We start from the raw sequence: 17,634 nt of genomic DNA, 5'->3' as shown, positions 1-17,634 counted from the left end.
ATGAATGAATTACTAAAAAAAGGATTCCTATTGGGACTGGGAGCGGCCGTAACCAGTAAAGAAAAGTTTGATCAGAAATTAAAGGAGCTTGTAGATAAAAATGAATTAACACAGGATGAAGCTAGGACAGTACTTCAAAGCTTTACAGATAAAGGCGAAATGAAAAAAGACGAATGGAGCGTCAAGCAGTTTGAGCAAACCCAGAAAATGGCGAAAGATCTAGGGCTAGCCACTAAAGAAGACATCAATGAGTTGCGTGCACGGATTACAGAACTAGAAGAAAAAATAGGAGAAAATGAGCTATAGGAATCAGGTCAATTATTGGCCTGGTTTTTTCTTATGTTTAAATTGCCTGAAGGAGGGTATCGCCATTATGACATACACAGGTTAGGGAGGAGATTGCTATGGAGGATGCATTATTAATCGGGTTAATTGTTCTGATTACTCTTATTATACTTATACCATTACTAATTTTTCTTCGTATTTATTTTTTTGATAAGAAACAAGAGGAGCATTCCATTTTACGTAATTATCCCTTACTGGGAAAGATGCGCTATATCATAGAAAAAATGGGACCAGAGTTAAGGCAATACTTATTTAACAATGATAATGAAGGAAAGCCATTTCACCGGAGAGAGTTCGAATTTGTTTATAAAGCAGGGAAATATAATGATAGAATGATTGGCTATGGATCACAGAGAGATTTTCACGAAAGTGGGCTTTATATGGTAAACAATATGTTTCCTAAGCTCCGAAACGAATTAAAAATTGATCAGCAGCCTAAAATAAAAACCAAATTATACAAAATAGATAATGAGAAGCTATTTAGTCGTAAAGAGTATCGGGAAGAAGGGGAACTGAATCCTTTTTATTTAACAGATGATGAAGCAATTGTTCTTGGAAAGGGCACCGCACGTCAACCCTTTAAAATTAAAGGTCTTATTGGGCAATCAGCAATGAGCTTCGGATCACTTGGAGATCATGCTATTACAGCACTTTCCGAGGGGCTTGGCATGGCAGGTGGCACCTGGATGAATACAGGAGAGGGCAGTGTTTCGCCGTATCACTTAAAAGGGGATGTGGATATTATTATGCAAATCAGCCCTGGCCTGTTTGGTGTCCGAACAAAGGATGGCGAGTTTTCTTGGGAGGAATTTAAAAAGAAAAGTGATATGGACCAAATTAAGGCCTTTGAACTAAAAGTGGCTCAAGGTGCAAAACAGCGTGGTGGCCATGTGGACGGGAAGAAAGTTACAAAAGAAATTGCGGAGATCAGAAAAGTTGAGCAAGGGGAAGATATTAATAGTCCGAACCGTTTCCACGGTATTAATAACGGTAAAGAGTTCTTGGAATTTCTATCACAATTACGTGATGTCGGTGGTAAGCCTGTAGGCATGAAAATTGTTGTAGGTAATCAAGAACAAGTAGAAAATTTAATGAAAGCGATGAAGGAAACAGGAATCATTCCTGATTTTATTACAGTAGATGGAGGTAACGGAGGGACCGGTGCTTCTTATTACGAATTGGCTGATTCTGTCGGTCTTCCAACATTTGCTGCACTGCCTATGGTTGATGAACTGTTGAAAAAATACGAGTTGCGGGAAAGAACACATATTATTGCTTCCGGTCAGCTACTTACACCAGATAAAATTGTAATGGCACTGGCGCTCGGTGCTGACATGATAAACATTGCCAGAGGTTTTATGCTTAGTGTCGGTTGTATTATGGCAGAAGTATGCCACACCAACAATTGCCCAACAGGTGTAACGACAACAGACCCCAAATTACAACAAGCTCTGAGCATTGAAGAGAAAAAGTACAGGGTTTGTAATTATTTGTTGGCATTGAGAGAAGGAGTTTTTGAAATGGCTGCGATTGCCGGCATTGACTCCCCTACAAAATTCACAAGAGAGCATGTTGTTTTAAAAGATCAATTACAGGAAGTGAGTAATCGAAAAGATTATTCCTATATTAGTTAAAGAAATATGTCAGTTAACGTAGTTTTCTGTAAATTCAGCATATTTTACCACTTTGGTATTGAAATAAATGATGATTCCGTTTACAATATGAGTAGATATTTAATTTCTCGGCTCTACAGGGGGTTGTCGATGAATAGTCTAGGGGAATTTTGCAGAAAGCTACAAACAAAACTAGATAGACCTTTCAACAAAAAGGAATTGGAATTTATAAAGTGGGTGTATGAGCGACATGAAGCTGATCAGAGAGGAAGATTGAAGAAAGAAGTTATGTTAATGTCTGAAGTAGCTTTTTTAGAAGAAGGAAATACCCATGTGAAAAATTTTTACTTTAACCACTAGACCCTGCTTTAGCAGGGTTTTTATTTTTGTTCACTCTTTTTTAATTGTTTTTTTAAGATATCTCGTAAAAAGATAAACTGCGAAGTAACTTGGTAGTACTGTAAACGGCCGTTTCGGAAAATACACTTAGCTCACGTGCTTGGAGGTGAGAAATTATACCTCTTGTAACAGGAATATGGCTACTAAAAAATTTATCTAAATACGCTTAGAAGATCACCTACCGCCATTGATTTCCATTACAGAGGAACGCTTTCCGCCGGCATGGCCTCAGCCGCTTCCTCCGCTACGCTCCGTCCAGGGTCTTCGCCTCATGCTATTCCGGCAGGAGTCGTCCTCCTTCATTCCAATCAACTGGTATATGCTATTAAGTGATTAAAGATATTTATTAATCGAAGAAGTATCTTTTAACTTTAATAGCTTGGAAAATACACTTTAGCGAAGGAAAAATACGGAGACTCCTGGGGGAGATGAGGCATCGGTGAGACCCCGGAATGCGGTAGCATGAGGAGGCTCATCAGCCGCCCCCGGAAAGCGCAGTATTTTTCCGTAGCGGTGTTATTTAGCTATTTCGCATAAATAGCTAAATATGTTTTCTCTAGTTCGCATTTTCCTCCAACTGCGCAGCGTTAACTAACATTTGAAAAAGTAGGTTGTCCGAATCCTTCATTAGTTAATTTCATGGAATAACATGATATAATGGCAGTTGAATCGATTGGAAGGAGCGATCGTAAATGGCAGTAGCAAATGAAACGATTATAACAAAAATGAAGGAAGAGTTAAGCCGTGCAGAGAAATGGGCGGATAATCCGGAAAAAATGTCTAAATCAATAAGCAACATCCGTCTATTATGTGATTTATTGCTGGAATCCGGAGAGACTTCGAAAAGTGTTCAACTAGATCGTAATGAAATCTCACCAGAAGAAATGAAAGCAATGATTGGAAAGGCAAACGCTGGCAAGCCCTCAGTAAATAAATCAGCAATTGATCATGAAGAAGCAAACGGTGATTCCTTATTTGATTTTTAACATAGAAGGGGAGTATTACAATGAAATTGTTTTTATTACTTGGAGTAATTAATGGCTTTTTGGCAGTAGCCTTGGGAGCATTCGGCGCACATGGCCTAGAAGGGAAGATTTCTGAAAAAGCTTTGTCTACGTGGGAAAAAGCGGTTAACTATCAAATGTTTCACACTATGGCGTTACTAGTTACCGGATTGTTAACAACAAAAATTACCGGTAGTGGCATCGGCTGGGCTGGATGGATGTTCTTTATAGGAATCATTCTTTTTTCAGGAAGCCTTTATATTTACTCAACAACAGCAATTAAAACCTTTGCAATGATTACTCCATTGGGAGGAGTAGCTTTTCTAATTGGTTGGGTGATCTTAGGAACAGTGATTATGAAAGCATTATAATTTAAAAATGAAATAAGTAGTAAATATAAATAGTAAGATGGCCCGAAACACTTGTTTTGCTGCTTGATGAGCTTGGTTAGTATGAATGTTGATTAAAGCATCAACAATCAAACTGAGAGAGATTAAATAAAGGCATAGAAAAATGAGCGTAATAAAGCCTTTGATAAGTGCTAGGGTCCCCACAACCAGCGCACATATAATAGATATAATTTCTAATCGGATTAATTTAGTATACGGATGGCGCATTAGATGGGCTCCTCTCCATACCTTTCTTTATTGAAATGGCTGAAAAAGGATGCCCTGATCGTGTAGGTGCCATCCTTTTTCAGTTCATGGCTATGTGTCTGGTCTATTTCCTATCTTGGAGAATACATAGACATTTGACCACTGCCGTCATACGGATAGGAGTAGTTTATCTCTTCATCAAACGTGACATAGTCCAAGTAAATCATTAACAATAAGTACCTTTTTCCTGTTTGCGGATCACTTAATATAAGATGGTCTCTCCCAGCTGCCTCAATCACTCCTTTGAAAACCTTCGCATTCCACTGGGTGTTATTTTCAAAGGTCATATAGACGGTTGCCTTTTTGCCTCTATTTAAGCGTAAAATATTTTCGATATACGATTCCTGTATTGGTAGCATTCCTTGCTCCTGTGTAGTAGGGACTTGTGTCTGCTGCTGAGGCTGCTGTTGATAGGTAGGATACTGTCTTTGCTGATTGGCTGGATAGTAGGCTGGTGAAGTTTGTGGATAGTAATAAGGATAAACTTGATATGGATTTCCTGTATATTGGTTCTTGTTGTTCTTTTCACTCATAAAATAACCTCCTTAAAATAAACAATACATAAGACTAACGATAGACTGCTCCCCTCAGCTTCTGCACGCATCAGACGATCGAGAAGCTCAACGTCTTTTTCCGTACGTGCAACCACTGCCATGATATATCCTCATTTCTGCAAAAAGCATGATACATACTCACTAAATTATATGTATGCCCATGGAAGAAAAAAGATGACAAAGAAATGCTGCGTCAAAATTATGAATGAACACAAAAAAGAGCCGTTTCCTTTGAACGACTCTTCTTTCGTAAATATTAGACTTTTAGGTAGGAAGCGACCTCTTCTTTTGGAAGGTAATTTCCAATGAAAAACTCTCCGAATTCACCATAACGGGAGCTAACTTCATCAAAACGCATTTCATACACAATATTTTTAAATTCTAATGGTTCATGAGCAAATAGCGTAACTCCCCATTCCCAGTCATCGAGACCAATAGAACCTGTAATAAACTGCTTGATTTTTCCTGCGTATTTTCTTCCGGTTTTACTATGTTCATATAAAAGCTTTCCGCGCACATCTTTTTCCAGTGTATACCAATTCTCTTCTCCCTGACGACGTCTGTCCATTGGATAAAAACAGATATGTTCCCATTTTGGTAGTATTGGCTTTAAACGTGCTTGCGTTTCCGGTAAAGTTTCAGGATCAACACCATCTTTGGCAGGACGGTATTTAGCTAGCTCGATAATGGATACGTAGGAATGAACAGGAATAAGAAATTCACCCATTTTTGATTTGTTTAATTCTGTTTCAATATCATTTAACTCGTTCATTGTTGGACGGAGGAACATAAACATGAAATCAGCTTTTTGGCCGACTATTTTATAGAGAACTTGACTTCCGTTTTTTTCTTCTTCAACCTTTTCCCATTTGGTCATCAGTTTTTCCAGGCTGTGAATTGCTTCTTCGCGTTCTAATTCTGATGCAAGCTTCCAAGCGGTCCAATCAATGGAGCGGAAATCATGCAAACTACACCAGCCATCCATTGTTTCTACTGCTTCTACCATATGTATCTCTCCTTCATAATTGTAAATAAGTTTCATCTGTTTTTACTATATCATAATTGGGGTAAGATATTCATGGGGTACGATTTCAGATGAAGGAAAAGAATGTGAGTGTTTTTCCTTTCTGTCACTGGAATGTCATAACTATTTTAAAACACTGAAATGCTAGTGGACTCCGACTTTAAAAAGATGTGTTCTTAGTCTACAATTTAGGTATAAAAATCGATGGAGGGATGAACCCATGAGCCAGTTATTTGATCAGTTGGAAGAAAAAGTTACCGGACAAAATAAATCAATCGTTTTTCCGGAAGGGCAAGATGAACGGATCTTAAAGGCTGCCAGCCAGCTGGGAGCAGCAGGGATTTTGGCACCAATTCTAATTGGGAAGAAAGCCGATATTCGACATAAAGCAGAGGAGTACGGTGTAAATGTGTCTTCATGCAAAATAATGGATCCGGCAGAATTCGCGGAAATGGATGTAATGGTTGAAACCTTTGTGGAACGTCGAAAAGGAAAGGTAACAAAAGAGGAAGCGCAAACGATATTACAGGATGAGAATTACTTTGGAACGATGCTCGTGTATATGAATCAGGCAGATGGTCTGGTTAGTGGAGCAACACATTCGACAGCAGACACGGTTCGTCCAGCTTTACAAATTATTAAGACAAAGGAAGGTATTAAGAAAACTTCCGGCGTGTTTATTATGGTTCGAGGAGACGAAAAATACGTTTTCGCCGATTGTGCTATCAATATTTCTCCAGATAGCCAGGATTTAGCAGAAATTGCCGTGGAAAGTGCTGTTACAGGGAAGCTTTTCGATGTAGATCCACGTGTGGCGATGCTTAGCTTTTCTACGAAAGGCTCTGCAAAGTCTCCAGAGACGGAAAAAGTGGAGGAAGCACTTAAAATAGCTAAAGAGAAAAACCCTGATCTCATTATTGACGGAGAATTTCAATTCGATGCTGCCTTTGTTCCAAGTGTTGCTGAGAAAAAGGCTCCTGATTCCGTATTGCAGGGAGATGCAAATGTATTTATTTTTCCTAGCTTGGAAGCGGGGAATATTGGATACAAAATTGCTCAACGACTTGGTGAATTTGAAGCAGTAGGTCCGATTTTACAAGGTTTAAATAAGCCGGTAAATGATTTGTCCAGAGGCTGTAGTGCTGACGATGTGTATAAGCTTGCTTTAATTACCGCGGCCCAGGCTGAATAAAGTATTATTATCTGCATTGTTTTCTATTAATAACTCTACAAAGCGAAGAGTACAGAATAAGGCCGTAGCGTGCCTCCGAGTTATTCAAGGAGGCTACGTACGGCTTTATTTGCTTTCAATAATTTCTGTGATGGCTTCATTACGCTTCTCCATTAACGTATAGCGTTTGTTGAAGGTCGCTATTTCTTCTGTAGTTAATTGATTTTCAGTAATTTCCTCTGTGAAATCACGTAACGCTTGATATACTCGCTTTTTCATATTGTCTACGGATATTTCTATTCCTAACAGATCAGACAGGGATCCCATTACATTGGGATTTACCTCTGGAAAACTGAAATTTGTCTGTTCCCCACGCTTACTAATATCATAAAATTTCCTAATCATAGAAGCACGCTGGTGACTGTCTCCTTCCACATCCAAATAGATTTGAATAGCGGCACCATCTTTAACGCGTCGCTGAGAAATACCCGCAAACTTTTTGCCGTTAATACTTAAATCATAATCTCCCGGGCAATAGGAATCCTCTATTTCATATGCCTTAATTTCCTCTGTTAAATCACGCAGCATATATTGAACAAAGCTAACCATTGCCTCATAACAATCATAGATGGAGATATGCTTTACGTTAGGAAGAACTAGGGAAATATTGAGTACCCCCTCATCCAAGGCTACGGCGAGACCTCCGGAATTTCTAACTATGACATTGTAGTCCTCGCTGGCCAAATACATAACTCCCTCTTCGATATGGGGAAGTTTGGCATCCGGAATGCCTAACACTATCGTATTTGGGTGGACCCATAAGCGTACTGCAGGCGGGGAAGCTTCATTACTAACGGAAATGGCTAATGCATCATCTATTGCAAAGGATGTCATGGCATTAGATGTATATTTTTTATCAACAGAATGGTCTATATAACGAAATGTTGTATGTCGAATGATGTCTTTCCAGTTTTTCATAATGATCTCCTAATCTGAATACTTGTTATCTCTTTTTTAGTTTCTCCAACTATTATATAATAAAAAGAAATAGTCGAAAAGAAACGGATGGGAAGTCATGTGTTATAAAGAGGAGCAATTAGTAGAAGAAAAAGTTTTTAAAGATCCGGTGCATAGGTATGTACATGTCAAGGACCGTGTCATATGGGATCTTATAGCTACACCTGAATTTCAACGATTACGCCGGATCAAACAGCTGGGGACTTCTAATTATACGTTCCATGGGGCAGAGCACAGTCGGTTTAACCACTCGCTTGGTGTTTATGAAATCGTAAGAAGGATTATATATAACTTTCAGGAACGGCCTTATTGGAATAATGAAAAACGATTGCTCTGCTTATGTGCTGCATTACTGCATGATTTAGGTCACGGTCCGTTTTCCCATTCCTTTGAGAAAGTATTTAAGTTGGATCATGAACAATATACACAGGCAATCATATTAGGTGATACCGAGGTTAATCGTATTTTGAAGTTAGTGGAACCAGGGTTTGACCAGGCGGTTGCAGATGTTATTGCTAAAACGTATGAAGACAAGTTGGTTGTCAGTTTAATATCCAGTCAAATTGATGCTGACAGGATGGATTATCTCCAAAGGGATGCCTATTTTACCGGTGTCAGCTATGGACACTTCGATATGGAACGTATTTTGCGCGTGATGCGACCGATGGAGGATCAGGTTGTTATAAAATCAACAGGGATGCATGCAGTGGAAGATTATATTATGAGCCGCTATCAAATGTATTGGCAGGTATACTTTCACCCTGTTACAAGAAGTGCAGAGGTAATATTGTCAAAAATACTTCATCGGGCTAAGTTTTTATTTGAAACAGAGGATTTTACATTTAAATTGGAACCAACGCACTTTATCTCTTTTTTCAAGGGGAAGGTAGATTTGCAGGAATATTTAAGGCTGGATGAGGGTATTGTGTCGTATTACTTCCAACTATGGCAGGAAGAGGATGATGAAATATTACAAGATCTTTGTGAGCGGTTCTTAAATCGTCGCCTTTTTAAATACATTGAATTCAATCCCAATCTGCAAATGAATGATTGGATGGAATTATACAGGTTGTTTCAAAAAGCAGGTATTGACCCGGAATATTACCTCGTGGTCGATTCTTCGTCTGATTTACCCTATGACTTTTATCGGCCTGGAGAAGAGGAAGAACGACTTCCTATCCATCTACTAATGCCTGATGGTAGCTTAAAAGAGTTGTCCAGGCATTCAGATATAGTTGAAGCAATTTCAGGAAAAAAGCGGACAGACCATAAGTTATATTTTCCTAAGGATATGTTGGAAAAATTAAAGGATGAGCACACGAAAAAGCGGATTAAGGATATTTTATACGGTCAAGGAGAGGTAGAAAATGCTAAGTAATCATGCAAAGCTGATGCAATTTTTTTCTGTTGCAAAGGAAGTAACCGGTCGGAAGAAACTACAAAAGATGATATACATACTGCAAAAATGTGAAGTGCCCTTTGAAGAGAAATACCAGTTTCACTTTTACGGACCATACTCAGAAGAACTGACATTGCGCGTAGAGGAACTATGTAACTTGGGTTTTATTGAGGAAGTGAAGGAAGAAAAGAGTAACTATTATCAGTACAACTATGCCATTACGGATGATGGAAAAGGGTTTCTGAATCAATTCCGCATGGACATGCCAGATTTTAGTGGGCAAGTAGGATTACTACAAGGGAGAAGTTCACGGTTTCTTGAACTTGTTTCTACCATGCTTTACTTTGATTATTTGCCAGCTCAGCAGGTCGTCGATAAAGTTCATACAGTAAAACCAAAACAAAAATACAGCGAACAGGAAATACAGGAAGCGAACGATTTCATTAGTAAGTTGAAGCATTAAGCGGGTTATATGAATATAGGTATATACCTGTGCTACAATGGAAAACAATAGAAATAAAAGGAGGGCGTTGGGATGAGTTCGGATCAATCTTCCAATAAAAAAAAGACGAATGCTTTTACCATCATTAAAGATGATTCTACAGATGGCCATGGGGGTTATGGTGCAGGGACAATTAGCTTGGAAAATATGTCACCTGTCATCGTAGACCCGGAAGAGAACAGTGCCTATGTAGATATGGGAGCAATGCATGCAAGAAGTGATATAGAGCGCCGCGTGAAATATATGCCCAACAAGGAAGACGTTCCTAATGGAAGGTTATACTGGATTGTCTGGGTGAATGTGGAGCGTGGAGAGAATGGTCCATATTATGCTGGTGTAGCAGGAAGTGAATTACGTGTGGATCGCCCGAACAAGCGTGCATATAAATCCATGGCCCAGCATGTAACACATATGGAGAAATCATTAAAAGGTAAAATAATAGTGGAGCATATGGATGAACACTCTAAAAAGTTGCTAAAAGATTTCCTTGTCGATTTTAATGGAGAGATGTGGAGTAATTCTACGGATGAATTGAAAGGGGCATTGTCTGAGTAAAATTGAAAAAGTGAACATTTTGTGACTTAATCATGAACATTCTTCTAAAATCTTGTACTTTGCGCTATAAATTTGTAAAATATGTGTACATGGGCTACTCATGTATTACTAGGACAAAAAAGAAGCCGACAGGAAGTAAGACGGACCTTACTTATGTCGGCTTCTTTTTATGCTTGAAAATAGTTCAAATATATCTACTGCTTCGCAAAATGGCTAAAACTGTGAAGAAACTATCGGGGTATAAATTAACTTTGAAAAACTTTGTTGCAGGAAAGATCACTATAATTCGTGCTCTCACAGTGTCTTCTTTGCCAGCGGCATGGCTTCAGTCGCTTCCTCCGCTACGCTCCGTTTAGTGTCTTCAGCTCATGCTATGACGCACTCCACTCCAAACAATTGTTATTGAGCTTCGGTTTTAGTTGGAATATAGCCATTAGCGAAGGGAAAATATGAAGACTCCTCGAAAATGAAAATACACATTTTCTTCGTGCGATGCCTTGCTGACGTAGCTTTCCTTGTCCAGCGGGAAAAGCGAGACTAGCGAGACCCCACATTCATACAAAGGTTGGAAGGCTAAGGTCGCGACGTCCTGGGGCTGCGCATACTCGCCCCACCAAACCCCATTGTCGCAACGCCTTCATGACCAACTTCGTGTTGGCCCGAGGCTCGCAGGCCGCCCGCGGAAAGCGTAATATTTTCCCGTAGCTAGATTAGAAAATCATATTCACTTGTTTTATCCCAACGTAGTCAGCGGAAGAGGTCGAATAATTTTTCTAATATTCCTTCCTCATCCTGCGCTCCATTTTCCTCATAAACATGGTCTGTACAATGAATCTGTGGTTCGGTTCCTTTTTCAAAATACATCACACGGCTTGTGTCACAATAAGCAGTGGCCCGTTGGCCAGTAGACGGATCTACAGGGACACCAACAACTCCTGCAGGCATATCGAAGGCTTCGTTAGGCAACCCCTTATGTGCTGTCTCCATAAATTGGCTCCATATAGACTTAGCATAAGACTTTTCGGCAACTGCTTCCATAGGACGGTTGTCATCATACCCCACCCATACTCCAGTTACCACTGACGGACTATATCCTATCATCCAGCTGTCCGAATTTGTTGTGCCGGATTTGCCTGCATAGATGCGTGTCAATCGATTACTTATCGTAGACCCAGTTACTGACATATACCCATCCAATTGGCTGTCGAACATGCCAGTCATTAAATGATTTAACACGGAAACCTTCTTTTCGTCTAATTTTTGTTTTCCAAGGATTTCTTCTCTTTCAAATACAGTTTTTCCGTTTGCATTATCAATTTTTTTAATCGTATGTGGAGACATCTCATAACCTCCATTTGCAAGCATGGCATAGCCTGCAACCATTTCCTTCATAGAAACAGCGGCTGTTCCAAGTGCAAGGGATGGTACGGCAGGAAGTGGACTTGTGAAGCCAAACTTCCTTGCTGTATCAACGAGTTCATCAACTCCTAAGAATAAATGTGTTCGGACAGCATATACATTATCGGACAAAGCGAGGGCTTGAGCCAAAGTGATTGGCTCGTTAGCATAGTAACCATTATAATTGCTTGGTTTATACTCCTCTCCATTTTCCAATTGAAAAACAGTTGGTTCACTCATCAATTCTGTTGTCGGAGTAAATCCTTTTTCAAGCGCAGCATAATACAAGAAAGGTTTAAATGCAGACCCAGGCATTCGTTTCGCCTGTGTTGTACGGTTATACGGACTCTCTGCATAATTTCTTCCGCCGGACATTGCCAGTATTCCTCCAGTATTTGGCTCAATTGCTAGTACACCTACTTCTACTTCAGTGGAAGAGCGTACGGTTTGGTTAATCTGCTTCTCTAGTTGCTGCTGGTAATCCCTATTTAATGTTGTATGGATTTCGAAGCCACCAGAACGAATTGCTTCCACATCTAAATTCAATATTTCAGCAGCCTCTTGCAGTACGGTATCTTGAAAGTGTGCGCCAATTACCTCTTCATTTTCACTTTTTGCAGTGTAATTCAGTTCTTCTTCTACTGCCTCAGTGTACTCAGCCTTTGTAATCACTCGTTGGTTTTTCATAACAGTTAAAATATGCTGCTGTCTTTTTGTTGCTCGTTCTATATCATTCAATGGCGAATAATAGGTTGGCCCTTTTGGTATGCCTGCTAGCATGGAAGCTTGTGCTAAGGTTAATTCTTTTGCTGAGGTTTCAAAATAGTAACTACTTGCGGACTCAATTCCATAGGCACCATGGCCATAATAAATGGTATTTAAGTAACCTTCGAGAATTTCATCTTTGGAATAAAACATTTCCAATCTTACCGTGTAAAAAGCTTCCTTTATTTTTCTTAACCACGTCTTTTCATGGGTCAAATATAAATTTCTTGCGTATTGCTGAGTAAGTGTACTTGCGCCTTCCTTAAGAGATAGACTTTTTATATCTTTGATAATGGCGCCCATAATTCGCTTGTAATCAAAACCATGATGTTCATAAAAATGCTGATCTTCTATTTGCAGGGTGGCATCAATAAGAAAAGGGGAAATTGCTTTTAATTCCACCCAGTGGCGGCTTTCACTTCCGCTTTCTTCACCAATAATCTCGCCGTCATTGCTGTAATAGACAGTATTTTGTTGATTGGCTAAGGGCGGTGGTCCCATTATATAGCTCAACAAATAAACACCGCCAATTAGGCAGCCAATTGTAAAAAAGGATCCGATCAAGATCACAGTTATCCATTTTAATCTTTTAAACTTTTTTCTCATTATAATGGCTCCAATATGTGTGCATTACTACCATTATGGGAAAAGATATAAAGATATAAACAAAAAGTGCTTGTCTTTTTATAAAAAAAAGCATAAAATGTTGCTCTATCAAGTTTCATAACGGAAACAAAGGAGAGCTTCTTCGTTTTTGTGTGCAATTTATTTTATAGGTAACAACACCAAGAGGAGTGTTTATATTGAGTATGTGGTTTACGGAAAAACAGACAGCAAACTTTGGCATTACTGCAAAGGTAAACAAAACTTTAGCCGCACTTCAAACTGACTACCAAGACTTGAAAATGGTAGAGACAGTTGAATGGGGAAATATGCTTTTATTAGATGATATGGTTATGACAACAGAAAAGGATGAGTTTGTATATCATGAAATGGTTGCACATGTACCCTTGTTTACCCATCCAAGTCCCAAGCATGTACTTGTAGTTGGCGGGGGAGATGGTGGTGTTATTCGTGAGGTACTAAGGCATCCGTCTGTTCAAAAGGCGACGCTTGTGGATATTGATGGGGAAGTCATTCACTATTCAAAAAAATATTTACCAACAATTGCCGGCGCTTTAGACGATGAACGTGTAGAAGTAAAAGTAGATGATGGTTTTATGTTTATAGCCAACAGTGAAAAAGCATTTGATGTCATATTGGTGGATTCCACTGAACCAGTCGGACCAGCAGTGAATCTATTTACACAAGGTTTTTACGCGGGAATTCATAAAGCTCTAAAAGATGATGGAATCTTTGTAGCTCAGACAGATAATCCGTGGTTTAAAGCAGATTTGATTCATCAGGTATATCATGATGTGAAAGAAATATTTCCGGTAACTCGATTGTATACAGCAAATATACCGACATATCCAAGTGGTTTATGGACGTTTACTATTGGGAGTAAAATTCATGATCCGTTAAAAGTGAAGCAAGAACGATTTCATGAAGTTGATACAAAGTATTACACGCCAGAAATTCATTTTGCATCATTTGCCCTTCCAAAATTTGTAAAAGAATTGACAGAATAAAGGGAGGAAGTAATATGCGATTTGATGAAGCGTATTCCGGCAAGGTATTTATCATGTCAGGAAATGACTTTGAAAAAGCAAAAGCGGTTATTTATGGGATGCCGATGGATTGGACGGTGAGCTTCCGTCCGGGTTCTAGGTTTGGCCCGGGAAGAATTCGTGAGGCCTCGATTGGTCTGGAGGAATATAGTCCTTATATGGACAAGCATTTGGAGGAAATCGCCTTTTTTGATGCAGGTGATATTCCGTTGCCATTCGGTAATGCGGAAAGAAGTCTCCATATGATTCGTGAATATATTGGCAAGCTGCTTGCACAAGGGAAGTTTCCAATCGGACTTGGCGGTGAGCACCTGGTAACATGGCCAGTGATTCAAGCAATGTATGAGAAACATCCGGATATGGCGCTGATTCATATTGATGCACATGCTGATTTACGTGAGGAGTATGAAGGTGAGACGCTTTCCCATTCTACCCCCGTACGTAAAATATGTGATTTAATTGGAGCAGACAATGTATATTCCTTTGGTATCCGTTCTGGTATGCGTGAAGAATTTCAATTCGCCAAGGAAAGTGGCATGCACATGTCGAAATTTCAGGTGGCAGAGCCATTAAAAAAAATGCTGCCGGAATTACAAGGAAGAAAGGTCTACGTAACGATTGACATCGATGTACTTGATCCGGCTTTCGCTCCTGGAACCGGTACAGCAGAGGCAGGGGGAATTAGCTCCACAGAATTATTGGACGCTATTCAACTGATTGCGGAATCTGATATCCAGGTAATCGGCGCCGATCTTGTGGAAGTAGCACCAGTTTACGACCATTCCGAAAAAACCGCCATTGCAGCTAGCAAATTCATCCGGGAAATCTTACTGGGATGGGTGAAATAATGAAAGCGCGCTTCTGTTTCGAAACAGGAGTGCGTTTTTGTTTTGACTCTAATACACATCTAGGGTTACTCAATGATTCGGAAAATATATATATTGCGACGTAACTAAGAATATAGAGGCTGCTTAAATCACCGCTACGGGGAAATATTCCGCTTTCCGCGGGCGGCTCCTACCGGAATAGGATGAGCTGAAGACCCTGCACGAAGCGTAGCGGAGGAAGCGGCTGAAGCCATGCCGGTGGAAAGCGGCCCCCTTCAGCGGAAATCAATGGGGTTATCCGCTTCTACAAGGGGCTAAAATTTTCAGTAGTTCGCATTTTTCTCCAACTATGAATGAACAAAATACGGTTGTACCCCAACATTTCCAGTAGAACCGTTAGTCAAATGGAAGAGGTTCTGTAGTCTGTATTTTTTTACTTATTATTCTATCTCTATAACCGAAACCAGCACGACAAAAATAAAGCATTTTAAAAAGATAATGAACGAGATAGTGAGTTTTACCAGAAAGATATTGATTATCCTATTCATTTAAAGATATAATAGTAAATTATATGAATTAATATAAGTAGAGGGATTAACATGAACGCACTACACAAAAACGTATCCATTGAACTCCAGACCATGATTGAAGAAGATGGGGCGAAGGAATCAAATAAACAAAAACATACAGGGAAATACTATAAGAGAAATAATCTGGATGTACTTACATATGAGGAAACATCTGATGACAAATCTGTCATTCACAACCTGATTACGATTCAACAAAATAAGGTGAGTATTAAGCGTTCTGGAAATGTAAAAATGAATCAGCAGTTTCGAGAAGGTCAGATTACGGAGAATGTGTTTTACCACCCGCATGGTGGTATCCATATGGAGACATATACAGAAACTATTCACTACCAGTCGAATGAGGAGTCAGGTTCATTAACGATTGATTATAAAGTCAAGCTAAATGGGCAAGAGGAAAGGAATCAGGAAATAAAGTTGAGTTTTAAAGAGGAGGAATCCCAATGAACGTATTAGTTCAAACGGAAGAAACGTTAAAACAAGAAATAGCAGCAGCAGTGATCCAGGCAAAATTGGCTACAGCTGAAGAGCTTCCTGCGGTCATTTTGGAAAAACCAAAGGATAAAGCACATGGAGACTTTGCATCCAATATTGCAATGCAGCTTGCTCGTATAGCTAAAAAAGCACCAAGGCAAATTGCTCAGGACATTGTAGATCATTTGGATCAAACAAAAGCCTCCATTGAAAAGGTGGAAATAGCAGGACCAGGGTTTATTAACTTTTTCATGAAAAATGACTTTTTGGAGTCAATTATTCCTACTATTTTGGAGGCGGAAAGTACATACGGCCAAACAAACGCTGGAAAAGGTGAAAAAGTCCAAGTAGAGTTTGTTTCTGTAAACCCAACTGGTGATTTGCACTTAGGGCATGCTCGTGGAGCAGCTTTTGGGGATGTGCTTTGCAATGTTTACGCGGCTGCTGGTTATGATGTAGAACGTGAATATTACATCAACGATGCGGGTAACCAGATTGATAATCTGGCCTTATCAGTTGAGGCACGTTATCTGCAGGCACTTGGACAGGAAACACCTATGCCTGAAGACGGTTATCATGGTGCAGATATTATTGAAATAGGTAAAAAGTTAGCAGAAGAAGTTGGTGATAAATGGGCCAACAGGAATCGAGAGGAACGGCTTGCTTACTTTAAAGAATATGGCTTGAAATACGAATTAGGAAAAATTGAAGAAGATTTGGAGGCTTTTCGTGTTAAATTCGATAATTGGTTCTCTGAGCGTTCCCTTTATAATGATGATCAAATTTCGAAAGCATTGGAAAAGCTGCAGCAGGGTGATTATATTTATGAAAAAGACGGTGCTACCTGGTTCCGCACTACTGCATTTGATGATGACAAAGACCGCGTCCTTATTAAACAGGACGGCAGCTATACGTACTTAACTCCGGATATCGCGTACCATAAAAATAAACTGGACCGTGGCTTCAATAAGATTATTAACGTATGGGGTGCTGACCACCATGGCTATATTCCGAGAATGCGTGCAGCTATCCAAGCGTTAGGCTATTCCGCAGATAAGTTTGCTGTAAAAATTATTCAAATGGTAAACTTGTTTGAAAACGGCGAAAAACTTCGTATGAGTAAACGTACGGGGAAAGCAGTTGCTTTACGTGAGCTAATGGATGAAGTGGGTATAGACGCTGTTCGTTATTACTTTGTCACTCGTTCCAATGACTCTCAATTGGATTTTGATATGGATTTAGCACGCTCTCAATCCAATGACAATCCAGTCTTTTACGTTCAATATGCGCATGCGCGTATTTGTACAATGCTGAAACAAGCGGAAACGAAAGGGTTTGCTGTTGACGGAGAGTTTGACACAACCTTGCTGAATGCGGAAAAAGAAATGGATTTATTGAAGAAGTTAGGTGAATTTCCACAAACAGTAGCAGATGCTGCGGAAAAACAGACACCTCACAAAGTAACACAATATGTATATGATCTTGCCACATTGCTGCATAGCTTCTACAATGCAGAAAAAGTATTGGATGCAGATAATAAAGAATTAACCCAATCGCGAATTGCTTTAATGAAGGCTGTAAGAATCACATTACAAAACGCACTTGATTTAATTGGTGTATCTGCACCAGAAAAGATGTAACCAAATCTGTTCATAAGCCGGTTTAAAAGATAGT

Annotated in this window: 18 protein-coding genes; 13 read left to right on the top strand and 5 right to left on the bottom strand. The window is 39.5% G+C overall.

Going from position 1 to position 17,634, the window contains the following annotated elements; all coding sequences use genetic code 11:
* From X953_RS16750 to X953_RS16730, 5 genes are all read left to right on the top strand, one after another.
* Positions 1–306, top strand: a complete 306-nt coding sequence (locus X953_RS16750) for a phasin family protein (protein ID WP_040956595.1) — start codon at positions 1–3, stop codon at positions 304–306.
* 98 nt (positions 307–404) lie between these two features.
* Positions 405–1,979 carry an FMN-binding glutamate synthase family protein gene (locus X953_RS16745; RefSeq protein ID WP_198023290.1) on the top strand — a complete coding sequence of 525 codons (1,575 nt, stop codon included), beginning with the start codon at positions 405–407 and terminating at the stop codon, positions 1,977–1,979.
* Between the two features lie 129 nt (positions 1,980–2,108).
* Positions 2,109–2,318 (top strand): hypothetical protein, encoded by a 210-nt coding sequence (locus X953_RS16740; protein WP_040956593.1) that lies wholly within the window; start codon positions 2,109–2,111, stop codon positions 2,316–2,318.
* A 731-nt stretch (positions 2,319–3,049) separates the two neighbouring features.
* Positions 3,050–3,343 carry a YwdI family protein gene (locus tag X953_RS16735; RefSeq protein ID WP_040956592.1) on the top strand — a complete coding sequence of 98 codons (294 nt, stop codon included), beginning with the start codon at positions 3,050–3,052 and terminating at the stop codon, positions 3,341–3,343.
* 20 nt (positions 3,344–3,363) lie between these two features.
* Positions 3,364–3,732 carry a DUF423 domain-containing protein gene (locus tag X953_RS16730; RefSeq protein WP_040956591.1) on the top strand — a complete coding sequence of 123 codons (369 nt, stop codon included), beginning with the start codon at positions 3,364–3,366 and terminating at the stop codon, positions 3,730–3,732.
* 356 nt (positions 3,733–4,088) lie between these two features.
* On the opposite strand, the gene gerQ is transcribed toward X953_RS16730, so the two are convergent.
* The 3 genes from gerQ to hemQ form a co-directional block, all read right to left on the bottom strand.
* Positions 4,089–4,550, bottom strand: coding sequence for a spore coat protein GerQ (gerQ, locus tag X953_RS16720; protein ID WP_040956589.1), 462 nt, complete (start codon positions 4,548–4,550; stop codon positions 4,089–4,091).
* Positions 4,547–4,672, bottom strand: a complete 126-nt coding sequence (locus X953_RS20410) for a hypothetical protein (protein WP_255350991.1) — start codon at positions 4,670–4,672, stop codon at positions 4,547–4,549. Before X953_RS20410 ends, gerQ begins: the two co-directional genes overlap by 4 nt.
* Before the next feature lie 155 nt (positions 4,673–4,827).
* Positions 4,828–5,577, bottom strand: coding sequence for a hydrogen peroxide-dependent heme synthase (hemQ, locus tag X953_RS16715; protein WP_040956588.1), 750 nt, complete (start codon positions 5,575–5,577; stop codon positions 4,828–4,830).
* 238 nt (positions 5,578–5,815) lie between these two features.
* On the opposite strand from hemQ, the gene pta reads away from it, so the two are divergent.
* Complete coding sequence (gene pta / locus X953_RS16710; protein ID WP_040956587.1) at positions 5,816–6,787, top strand: phosphate acetyltransferase; 972 nt, start codon at positions 5,816–5,818, stop codon at positions 6,785–6,787.
* A 105-nt stretch (positions 6,788–6,892) separates the two neighbouring features.
* Here pta and X953_RS16705 read toward each other — a convergent pair whose 3' ends face one another.
* Positions 6,893–7,744: a lipoate--protein ligase family protein gene (locus X953_RS16705; protein WP_040956586.1), complete on the bottom strand. Its 852-nt coding sequence runs from the start codon at positions 7,742–7,744 to the stop codon at positions 6,893–6,895.
* 97 nt (positions 7,745–7,841) lie between these two features.
* Here X953_RS16705 and X953_RS16700 point away from each other — a divergent pair, with 97 nt between their 5' ends.
* From X953_RS16700 to X953_RS16690, 3 genes are all read left to right on the top strand, one after another.
* Positions 7,842–9,161: an HD domain-containing protein gene (locus tag X953_RS16700; RefSeq protein ID WP_040956585.1), complete on the top strand. Its 1,320-nt coding sequence runs from the start codon at positions 7,842–7,844 to the stop codon at positions 9,159–9,161.
* Positions 9,151–9,645 carry a YwgA family protein gene (locus tag X953_RS16695; protein WP_040956584.1) on the top strand — a complete coding sequence of 165 codons (495 nt, stop codon included), beginning with the start codon at positions 9,151–9,153 and terminating at the stop codon, positions 9,643–9,645. The genes X953_RS16700 and X953_RS16695 overlap by 11 nt, the downstream gene beginning before the upstream one ends.
* Before the next feature lie 72 nt (positions 9,646–9,717).
* On the top strand, positions 9,718–10,239 hold the full coding sequence (locus X953_RS16690) for a YwhD family protein (RefSeq protein WP_040956583.1): 522 nt from the start codon (positions 9,718–9,720) through the stop codon (positions 10,237–10,239).
* A 747-nt stretch (positions 10,240–10,986) separates the two neighbouring features.
* On the opposite strand, the gene X953_RS16685 is transcribed toward X953_RS16690, so the two are convergent.
* Positions 10,987–13,008 carry a transglycosylase domain-containing protein gene (locus tag X953_RS16685; RefSeq protein WP_040956582.1) on the bottom strand — a complete coding sequence of 674 codons (2,022 nt, stop codon included), beginning with the start codon at positions 13,006–13,008 and terminating at the stop codon, positions 10,987–10,989.
* 197 nt (positions 13,009–13,205) lie between these two features.
* On the opposite strand from X953_RS16685, the gene speE reads away from it, so the two are divergent.
* The 4 genes from speE (at position 13,206) to argS (ending at position 17,600) form a co-directional block, all read left to right on the top strand.
* Positions 13,206–14,033: a spermidine synthase gene (speE, locus tag X953_RS16680; protein WP_040956581.1), complete on the top strand. Its 828-nt coding sequence runs from the start codon at positions 13,206–13,208 to the stop codon at positions 14,031–14,033.
* A gap of 14 nt (positions 14,034–14,047) precedes the next feature.
* Positions 14,048–14,920: an agmatinase gene (speB, locus tag X953_RS16675; RefSeq protein ID WP_040956580.1), complete on the top strand. Its 873-nt coding sequence runs from the start codon at positions 14,048–14,050 to the stop codon at positions 14,918–14,920.
* 578 nt (positions 14,921–15,498) lie between these two features.
* Positions 15,499–15,933, top strand: coding sequence for a DUF1934 domain-containing protein (locus X953_RS16670; RefSeq protein WP_040956579.1), 435 nt, complete (start codon positions 15,499–15,501; stop codon positions 15,931–15,933).
* Positions 15,930–17,600 carry an arginine--tRNA ligase gene (argS, locus tag X953_RS16665; protein ID WP_040956578.1) on the top strand — a complete coding sequence of 557 codons (1,671 nt, stop codon included), beginning with the start codon at positions 15,930–15,932 and terminating at the stop codon, positions 17,598–17,600. Before X953_RS16670 ends, argS begins: the two co-directional genes overlap by 4 nt.
* Positions 17,601–17,634 lie beyond the last annotated feature (34 nt).

Source organism: Virgibacillus sp. SK37, from assembly GCF_000725285.1.
In the GTDB taxonomy this organism is placed as follows: Bacteria; Bacillota; Bacilli; order Bacillales; family Amphibacillaceae; genus Virgibacillus_Q.
The sequence above is the reverse complement of the archived record's forward strand: the minus strand, read 5'-3'. Positions and strand labels throughout refer to the sequence as shown.